Origin of the sequence: Streptomyces sp. NPDC093252 (genome assembly GCF_040683675.1) — a bacterium.
Classification (GTDB): Bacteria; Actinomycetota; Actinomycetes; order Streptomycetales; family Streptomycetaceae; genus Streptomyces.
Map to the genome: position 1 here is coordinate 253,561 of NZ_JBFBEM010000016.1, position 8,546 is coordinate 262,106.

The window sequence follows — 8,546 nt, forward strand, 5'->3', positions numbered from 1 at the left end:
CTTGTACCACCTTGGAGGTGAGGGTGTCCCAGATCGCAGGCGAGCCCGCGACCCAGGACTTCGTGGAAGTCCGGCTGCCGGCCGCGGGTGCCTACCTGTCGGTGCTGCGGACGGCCACGGCCGGCCTCGCGGCCCGTTTGGACTTCACCCTGGACGAGATCGAGGACCTGCGCATCGCGGTGGACGAAGCCTGCGCGATCCTGCTCCAGCAGGCCGTGCCGGGCTCCGTGCTCAGTTGCGTCTTCCGGCTGGTCGACGACTCGCTGGAGGTCACCGTCTCGGCGCCGACCACCGACGGCCACGCCCCCTCGCGGGACACCTTCGCCTGGACCGTGCTGTCCGCCCTGGCGGGCAAGGTCTCCTCCGCGGTGGACGACGACAAGACCGTCTCCATCAGCCTGTACAAACAGCGCGGCGCGGGACCCGGGCCGGCGTGAAGGACGGGGACGGGCCGGTGCGGGACGACGAGCGCGGCACACGGGAGCTTGCCGCCCAGGGCGCCGAGGGTGCCCCGGGCGGCTCCCGGCCCATGGCGGAGGGCATCGACGCCATTCCCGAGCAGGCCCGGCCGCACCCGGAGGACGTGTCCGGGGGCACCGGACCGGCCGGCTCCCCGGGCGAGGGACGGACGAATCAGGAAGGCGCCGCGCGGAGCACGTCCGCCCGGCGGAGCGGGGTGTCCCCCACCCGGGCTGACGCGCGGGCGCGGGGCAGGGCAACGGGCGGGACGATGAGCGAGCACGAGCGAGACCCCGAACAGACGGCACGGCCGGCACAGGCCGCGCAGACGGCACCGGGCAGACCGGCCGCGCAGCACGACCCCCAGGACCGCAGCGGGGCGCGGGCGATGTTCCTGGAGCTGCGCAAGCTGACGGAGGGCAGCGCGGAGTACGCGGAGCTGCGCAATCAGCTCGTGCGGATGCATCTCCCGCTCGTGGAGCACCTCGCGCGCCGGTTCCGCAACCGGGGCGAGCCGCTGGACGACCTCACCCAGGTCGCCACGATCGGGCTGATCAAGTCGGTGGACCGCTTCGACCCGGAGCGCGGCGTGGAGTTCTCCACCTACGCCACCCCGACCGTCGTGGGCGAGATCAAGCGGCACTTCCGCGACAAGGGCTGGGCGGTCCGGGTCCCCCGCCGCCTCCAGGAACTGCGGCTGGCCCTCACCACGGCCACCGCCGAGCTGTCCCAGTTGCACGGCCGCTCCCCCACGGTCCACGAGCTGGCCGAGAAGCTGGCGATCTCCGAGGAAGAGGTCCTGGAGGGCCTGGAGTCGGCCAACGCCTACTCCACCCTGTCCCTGGACGTCCCCGACACCGACGACGAGTCCCCGGCGGTCGCCGACACCCTCGGCGCGGAGGACGAGGCGCTGGAGGGCGTCGAGTACCGGGAGTCCCTCAAGCCGTTGCTGGAGGATCTCCCGCCGCGCGAGAAGCGCATCCTGCTGCTGCGCTTCTTCGGGAACATGACCCAGTCGCAGATCGCCCAGGAGGTCGGCATCTCCCAGATGCACGTCTCCCGCCTCCTGGCCCGCACCCTGGCGCAGCTACGGGAAAAGCTCCTGGTCGAGGAGTAGTGAAGGTAGTGAAGGTAGTGGAGGTAGTGGAGGTAGTGGAGGTAGTGGAGGTAGTGGAGGTAGTGGAGGAGTAGACGGGCGGCGGGATGCCGGGGCGGACCCGGTGTCACCCGGCATCGCCTACTTCCGCTCCGCCTCGTCCGCCACCGCGCCCGGCCCCCGGATGCCCAGCGCGCGGGTCGTCTCCTGGTTGACCAGGAAGTACAGGCCCAGCACCGCCGTCACCCCGAGCGCGATACCCGCCGGGATGGCGGCGCTGTCGGTCTGGAGCAGGTTGTAGGCGACCGGCAGGGCGATGATGTGGGTGATCACGGCCGGGCCCCGGCTCCAGCTCCGGCGGGCCAGCAACCCCCGGGCGGCGAGCAGCGGCAGCAGCGCGAGCGCGATCAGGGTGACCCCGCCGGTGACGGCCTGCTGCCGGTCGTCGGGATGGCCGGTGAGTCCGAGGACGAGGATCCAGGCGCCGCCGATGAGCAGCGCGAGCCCCTCAAGACCCGTCAGGGCCGCCGCGTACGTCAGCCGGCGCGGCCGGGGTCCGGTGGCTTCGGGGGTGGGAGTCTGCTCGCTGCTCACCCCAGCAGGGTAGCCCTCGGGGGATACGGCACCCGGTACGCCCCCTGGGCCCACCGCCGGTCGCCCACCACCCACCAGCCACCGCCCACCACCGCCCACCACCGGTCGCCAGCCACCAGCCACCAGCCACCAGGATCGGGCCGGGCCGGGCCGGGCAGGACCCCGGGCCGGGCTCCCCACTCCCGCCCCCTCCCCCTCGCACTGGGATCGGGTACCCCCCAGTAGGTACGCTGCCACCCATGCGTGCACTTCTCGTGGTCAATCCGGCGGCAACCACCACCAGTGCGCGCACGCGCGATGTGCTGATCCACGCGCTCGCCAGCGAGATGAAGCTGGAGGCGGTCACCACCGAGTACCGCGGCCACGCCCGGGACCTCGCCCGGCAGGCGGCGGACAGCGGCAACATCGACCTGGTCGTCGCCCTCGGCGGTGACGGCACGGTCAACGAGGTGGTCAACGGTCTGCTGCACTCCGGCCCCGACCCGGACCGGCTGCCCGGTCTCGCGGTGGTCCCCGGCGGCTCCACCAATGTCTTCGCCCGCGCCCTGGATCTGCCCAACCATCCCGTCGAGGCGACCGGCGCCCTGCTGAACGCGCTGCGCGAGGGCAGTGAGCGCACCATCGGTCTGGGCCTGACCTCCGGCACCCCCGGCACCGAGGACGAGGCGGTGCCCCCGCGCTGGTTCACCTTCAACTCCGGGCTCGGCTTCGACGCGGGGGTCGTCGGCCGGGTCGAGCAGCAGCGCGAGCGCGGCAGACGCTCCACCCACGCGCTCTACGTCCGTCAGGTCGTCCGCCAGTTCCTGGGCGAGCCGAGCCGGCGGCACGGTTCCATCACCCTGGAGCGGACCGGTGAGGATCCGGTGTCCGATCTGGTGGTGTGCATAGCCTCGAACACCGCCCCCTGGACCTTCCTGGGCAATCGCCCGATGTACGCGTCGCCTAAGGCGTCGTTCGATACCGGGCTCGACGTATTCGGCCTCAGCAGGCTGTCCACCGCCGCCGTCGCCCGATATGGCACGCAATTGCTGACTTCGTCCCCCGAGCGGGGGCCGCAGGGGAAGCACGCCCTCTCACTGCACGATCTGGACGCGTTCACCTTGCATTCGAAGGTCCCGCTCCCGCTTCAGATGGACGGTGACCACCTCGGGCTCCGTACCAGCGTGACGTTCACAGGCGTACGCCGTGCACTGCGTGTGATTGTGTGAGCAGAAGGGGCTAAAGTCCTTTCACTCGAACGTTTAGGCCAGGGTCCACCCCATGGAAGTACGGCTGTGACACAGTCGACACCGAGGAATCAAAAAAAACTTTCCAGAAGGGGTTGTATCCGCCGCTGAGGTTTGCGAGTCTCTACGTGGCGATCGAGACGGCCCGCACCACCGGCCTCCACAGATCACCGGAACCCCTCTTCAAGCCCACAGGACCACGCCAGGGAAACCTGACGGTCGGCCCTTCCCTTGTTGAGGGATTCGTGAAAGCGTTCACATTCACAAGCAATCAGCACGTAATACCCAAGGAGAGGTAGCAGCCATGGACTGGCGTCACAACGCCGTTTGCCGCGAGGAAGACCCCGAGCTCTTCTTCCCCATCGGCAACACCGGTCCTGCGCTGCTGCAGATCGAGGAAGCCAAGGCCGTCTGCCGCCGCTGCCCGGTGATCGAGCAGTGTCTGCAGTGGGCGCTTGAGTCCGGTCAGGACTCCGGCGTCTGGGGTGGTCTCAGCGAGGACGAGCGCCGCGCCATGAAGCGCCGCGCCGCCCGCAACCGGGCCCGTCAGGCATCCGCCTGACCTACCCGCCCCGCACAACAGCCTGAGCTTGGCGGCGCGTACAGCGCGTACGCAACTCCCGCCCCCGAGCCGCAGCGCGCAGTACCCCCGATGCGCACTGACCCCGGACCGTTCACACGGTCCGGGGTTCTTTGCTGTCCGGGCTTCTTCGGTGCCCGGGGGTTCTTTGGCGTCCGAGGCTCTTCGGCGCCAGGGGCTCTTCGGTGTCCGGGCCCGGGAACTCCGAAGCACTCGCGTTCACTTGTTCACGTTCACTTGGGCATGTTCACTTGTGCGCGCGGACCGGGATGTCCAGGATCACCCGGGTGCCGCGCTCCGGGGCCGGGACCATGTCGAAGGCGCCGCCCAACTCGCCCTCCACCAGCGTCCGGACGATCTGGAGGCCCAGGTTCCCCGAGGTGTGCGGGTCGAAGCCGGGCGGCAGGCCCACCCCGTCGTCCTGGACCGTGACCAGCAGCCGGGTCTGCTTGGTCGTGCCGCCGCGTACGGCCGAGACCTCGACCGTGCCCGTCTCGCCCTCCGTGAATCCGTGCTCCAGGGCGTTCTGGAGGACCTCGGTGAGCACCATGGCGAGCGGGGTGGCGACCTCCGCCTCCAGGATGCCGAAGCGGCCGGAGCGGCGGCCGGTGACCTTGCCGGGCGAGATCTCGGCGACCATGGCGACGACCCGGTCGGCGATCTCGTCGAACTCCACCCGCTCGTCCAGGTTCTGGGACAGCGTCTCGTGGACGATGGCGATCGAGCCGACCCGGCGGACCGCCTCCTCCAGGGCCGCGCGGCCCCGCTCGGACTCGATCCGGCGGGCCTGGAGGCGCAGCAGGGCGGCCACCGTCTGGAGGTTGTTCTTCACCCGGTGGTGGATCTCCCGGATGGTGGCGTCCTTGGTGATCAACTCGCGCTCGCGGCGGCGCAGTTCGGTGACATCCCGGAGCAGGACCAGGGAACCGGTGCGGGTGCCCTTGGGCTTGAGCGGGATCGTGCGGAACTGGATGACGCCGTCGCGGGCCTCGATCTCGAAGGAGCGGGGGGCCCAGCCGCTGGCGACCTTGGCGAGGGCCTCGTCCACCGGGCCCCGGCTGGGGGCGAGTTCGGCGGTCGTGCGGCCGAGGTGGTGGCCGACGAGGTCGGCGGCGAGGCCCATGCGGTGGTAGGCGGAGAGCGCGTTCGGGGAGGCGTACTGGACGATGCCGTCGGCGTCGACGCGGATCAGGCCGTCGCCGACGCGCGGGGAGGCGTCCATGTCGACCTGCTGGTCGGCGAACGGGAAGGCGCCCGCCGCGATCATCTGGGCGAGGTCGGAGGCGCTCTGGAGGTAGGTCAGCTCCAGCCGGCTGGGGGTGCGCACGGTGAGCAGATTGGTGTTGCGGGCGATGACGCCGAGCACCCGGGAGTCGCGCCGTACGGGGATGGACTCGACGCGGACCGGGACCTCCTCGCGCCACTCGGGGTCGCCCTCGCGCACGATCCGGCCCTCGTCCAGCGCCGCGTCCAGCATCGGGCGGCGGCCTCGCGGGACGAGGTGGCCGACCATGTCGTCCTGGTAGGAGGTGGGGCCGGTGTTGGGGCGCATCTGGGCGACCGAGACATAGCGGGTGCCGTCGCGGGTGGGGACCCACAGAACGAGGTCGGCGAAGGAGAGGTCGGAGAGCAGTTGCCACTCCGAGACCAGCAGATGGAGCCACTCCAGGTCGGAGTCGTCGAGGGCGGTGTGCTGGCGGACCAGCTCGTTCATGGAGGGCACGCTGTGAGCGTACCTGGGGGCCTGAGGGCCCCCTAAATGTCCGGACCGGCGCCAAGGGGTCATATGCGGCCCGCGGGGTGTGCGGAGGGGGCCGGAGACACCCGCGGGCCGCGGCGCCTGGGAGGGACCCTCAACCCTCCCGGCACCGCAGCCCGGAGCAACAACGGCCGTGGGGTGTGCGGTCCCGGTCGGCCGATGGATGAGGACCCGGAGCAGTCAGGGCAGAGAGCACCGGTTCCTCGGTCCGCCCTCCTGTGCGGGGAGGACGGAGGCTTGTGTGCAGTGGGCATTGCCATGGGCGTTGCGTGTGCTGTGCGCCGTGCGACGGGCGGTGCCGGTGGCCCTGCGGCCGATCGGGTCACCGCCGCGCGGAAATCCCCGCTGACAGCATTGTGGACTAGACCACTCCGCGTGTCCATGAGTCGGGGGCGGCGAATTGCTGGAGCCTGTTGATTGTTGACGCCACGCAGCCTAACCCGCAGAGGTCGGCTGCGGGGCGCGATATTCACGGCGATTTCGGCGGACGTCCCCGGTCCGTCACGGGCGGGCCGGTCAGCGGGTCTCGGTGACCTTGGCCAGGGCGCGGGGGGCGTCGGGGTCCTGGCCCCGGGCGATGGTGACCTCGTAGGCGAGGAGCTGGAGGGGGATGATCTCCAGTACCGGCTGGACCTCCTCGGCGACTCCCTCGGTGGGCAGGACGAAACCGGCGGAGGCGCCGCGGGCACGGTCGGCGGGGCCGATGACGACCAGGTCCGCGCCCCGGCCGCGCAGCCGGTCCAGGACGGGCTGGAGGGCCTCGCCGCCCTTGCCGTCGGTGACGACCGCGATGACCGGGGAGACGTTGTCGACCATGGCCAGCGGGCCGTGCAGCAGGTCGGCGCCGGAGTAGGAGAGGGCGGGGATGTAGCTGGTCTCCATCAGCTTGAGGGCGGCCTCCTTGGCGGTGGGGTAGCCGTAGCCGCGGGAGGTGATGACCATGCGCTCGGCGAAGCGGTAGCGGGCGGCGAGGGTGCGGATCTCGTCATGGCGGGCGAGGAGTTGCGCGGCGAGGTCGGGCAGCGGTTCGGCGGCGGCGCCGTCACCGCCGCCGAGGCCCTCGACGAAGAGGTAGAGGGAGAGGAGGGAGGCGGTGTAGGTCTTGGTGGCGGGGAGCGCGCGTTCGGGACCGGCCAGGATGTCGATGTGGTACTCGGCGACGGCCGCGAGGGGTGAGTCCGGGTTGTTGGTCACCGCGAGGGTGATCGCGCCGGCCTCGCGGGCGGCGCGGGTCGAGGCGACGAGATCGGGCGAGCCGCCGGACTGGCTGACGACGACCACGAGGACGTCGGTGAGGTCGGGGCGGGCCCCGTAGGCGGTGACGGTGGACATGGAGGTGAGCCCGCAGGGCAGCCCGAGCTTGATCTCCAGCAGGTACTTGGCGTAGAGGGCCGCGTTGTCGGAGGTGCCGCGGGCGGTGAGCAGGACGAAGCGCGGGGTGCGCGCGGCGATCTCCCGGGCGACGCGCGCGATCACCGGGGCGCCCTCGGCGAGGATCCGCCGCAGCACCGCGGGCTGCTCGGCCATCTCACGGGCCATGATCCGCCCGGGGGTGTCGGTTGGGGGGGACGGGGTGGGGGGCATGGGGGGCATGGGGGGCATGGGGGGCCTCCGGGGGTGGGGGTGGGGGGTGTGCGGGGTGACGGTGGGGGGGTGTGCGGGGGTGTGGGGGCGCGGTGGCGTCATGGTGCCACGCGGGGCGCGCGGGAGGGCGTACGCGACCTGGGACGGCGGGCCGATCCCTGATAGATTGGTCTAAACCACACGGCCCGACACCGGGTTCTCCGCGTCTTCCTTCGAGTCCCCCGATTCCTCTCTTCAGAACGGCAGGCCCAGCGTGGAAGTTGTCATCGTTCCGGACGCCGCGGCGGGCGGCGAGCTGATCGCCGAGGCCATGGCGCAGTTGCTGCGAAGCAAGCCGGACGCCCTGCTCGGGGTGGCCACCGGCTCGACGCCGCTGCCCGTCTACCAGGCGCTGACGGCGAAGGTGCGGTCCGGGGCCGTGGATGTCTCCCGGGCGCGGATAGCGCAGTTGGACGAGTACGTGGGGCTGCCGGCCGAGCATCCGGAGTCGTACCGGTCGGTGCTGCGGCGCGAGGTGCTGGAGCCGCTCGGGATCGGGATGGACGCGTTCCTGGGGCCGGACGGGGCCGCCGAGGACATCCCGGCGGCGTGCGAGGCGTACGACCGGGCGCTGGGGGCGGCCGGCGGGGTCGATCTCCAGTTGCTGGGGATCGGGACGGACGGGCACATCGGGTTCAACGAGCCCTGCTCGTCGCTGGCGTCGCGGACCCGGATCAAGACCCTGACCGAGCAGACCCGGGTGGACAACGCGCGGTTCTTCGACGGGGACATCGAGCAGGTGCCCCACCATGTGATCACCCAGGGGATCGGGACGATCCTGGAGGCGCGGCACCTGGTGCTGCTGGCCACGGGTGAGGGCAAGGCGGACGCGGTGGCGGCGACGGTGGAGGGGCCGGTGGCGGCGGTGTGTCCGGCGTCGGCGCTTCAGTTGCACGCGCGGGCGACGGTTGTCGTCGACGAGGCGGCGGCGTCCAAGCTGAAGCTCGCCGACTACTTCCGGCACGCCTTCTCAAACAAGCCGGAGTGGCAGGGGATTTGAGGAACGGGATTGCCGAAAGCGCCGGTCATGTGAGTGACCGGCGCTTTTCGTTTGGGGTGGTGCGGCTTGCTGGGCGGGTGCGGGTACGTGGGGGGTTGCTCGCGCAGTTCCCCGCGCCCCTTGGGAACTGGCGCCGACTGCACCTCCCAGGGGCGCGGGGCCCGGCGCGACACGCCCCCAAGCCCACGCGTGCGGGGAAGCCGGCGCCG

8 protein-coding genes are annotated in these 8,546 nt (G+C 71.4%); 5 read left to right on the plus strand and 3 right to left on the minus strand.

Translation table 11 applies throughout. The features are described 5' to 3' along the window. The first annotated feature begins 23 nt into the window (after window positions 1-23). Entirely contained in the window at window positions 24-437 is a 414-nt protein-coding gene (locus AB0O01_RS30485) for an anti-sigma factor (RefSeq protein ID WP_015657891.1), read from the plus strand. After that, the gene (locus AB0O01_RS30490) at window positions 434-1,576 is read left to right on the plus strand and encodes an RNA polymerase sigma factor SigF (RefSeq protein WP_365318355.1); all 1,143 of its coding nucleotides are present in this window, start codon (window positions 434-436) and stop codon (window positions 1,574-1,576) included. Before AB0O01_RS30485 ends, AB0O01_RS30490 begins: the two co-directional genes overlap by 4 nt. Window positions 1,577-1,696: 120 nt before the next feature. On the opposite strand, the gene AB0O01_RS30495 is transcribed toward AB0O01_RS30490, so the two are convergent. Continuing rightward, complete coding sequence (locus AB0O01_RS30495; protein WP_365318357.1) at window positions 1,697-2,149, minus strand: hypothetical protein; 453 nt, start codon at window positions 2,147-2,149, stop codon at window positions 1,697-1,699. A gap of 239 nt (window positions 2,150-2,388) precedes the next feature. Here AB0O01_RS30495 and AB0O01_RS30500 point away from each other — a divergent pair, with 239 nt between their 5' ends. After that, window positions 2,389-3,357 (plus strand): diacylglycerol kinase family protein, encoded by a 969-nt coding sequence (locus tag AB0O01_RS30500; RefSeq protein WP_365318359.1) that lies wholly within the window; start codon window positions 2,389-2,391, stop codon window positions 3,355-3,357. A gap of 322 nt (window positions 3,358-3,679) precedes the next feature. Beyond that, window positions 3,680-3,937: a WhiB family transcriptional regulator gene (locus AB0O01_RS30505; RefSeq protein ID WP_003992873.1), complete on the plus strand. Its 258-nt coding sequence runs from the start codon at window positions 3,680-3,682 to the stop codon at window positions 3,935-3,937. A 265-nt stretch (window positions 3,938-4,202) separates the two neighbouring features. Here AB0O01_RS30505 and AB0O01_RS30510 read toward each other — a convergent pair whose 3' ends face one another. After that, window positions 4,203-5,669, minus strand: a complete 1,467-nt coding sequence (locus tag AB0O01_RS30510; protein ID WP_365318395.1) for a PAS domain-containing sensor histidine kinase — start codon at window positions 5,667-5,669, stop codon at window positions 4,203-4,205. Between the two features lie 561 nt (window positions 5,670-6,230). Beyond that, on the minus strand, window positions 6,231-7,298 hold the full coding sequence (locus AB0O01_RS30515; protein WP_365318397.1) for an SIS domain-containing protein: 1,068 nt from the start codon (window positions 7,296-7,298) through the stop codon (window positions 6,231-6,233). Between the two features lie 253 nt (window positions 7,299-7,551). Here AB0O01_RS30515 and nagB point away from each other — a divergent pair, with 253 nt between their 5' ends. Continuing rightward, complete coding sequence (gene nagB, locus AB0O01_RS30520) at window positions 7,552-8,337, plus strand: glucosamine-6-phosphate deaminase (RefSeq protein ID WP_365318360.1); 786 nt, start codon at window positions 7,552-7,554, stop codon at window positions 8,335-8,337. Window positions 8,338-8,546 lie beyond the last annotated feature (209 nt).

What these genes read in the sequence shown, in the direction of transcription:
- AB0O01_RS30500 (WP_365318359.1), top strand. Translation starts at nt 2,389, where the DNA reads ATGCGTGCACTTCTCGTGGTCAATCCGGCGGCAACCACCACCAGTGCG.
- AB0O01_RS30505 (WP_003992873.1), top strand. Translation starts at nt 3,680, where the DNA reads ATGGACTGGCGTCACAACGCCGTTTGCCGCGAGGAAGACCCCGAGCTC.
- AB0O01_RS30510 (WP_365318395.1), bottom strand. Translation starts at nt 5,669, where the DNA reads ATGAACGAGCTGGTCCGCCAGCACACCGCCCTCGACGACTCCGACCTG.
- AB0O01_RS30515 (WP_365318397.1), bottom strand. Translation starts at nt 7,298, where the DNA reads ATGCCCCCCACCCCGTCCCCCCCAACCGACACCCCCGGGCGGATCATG.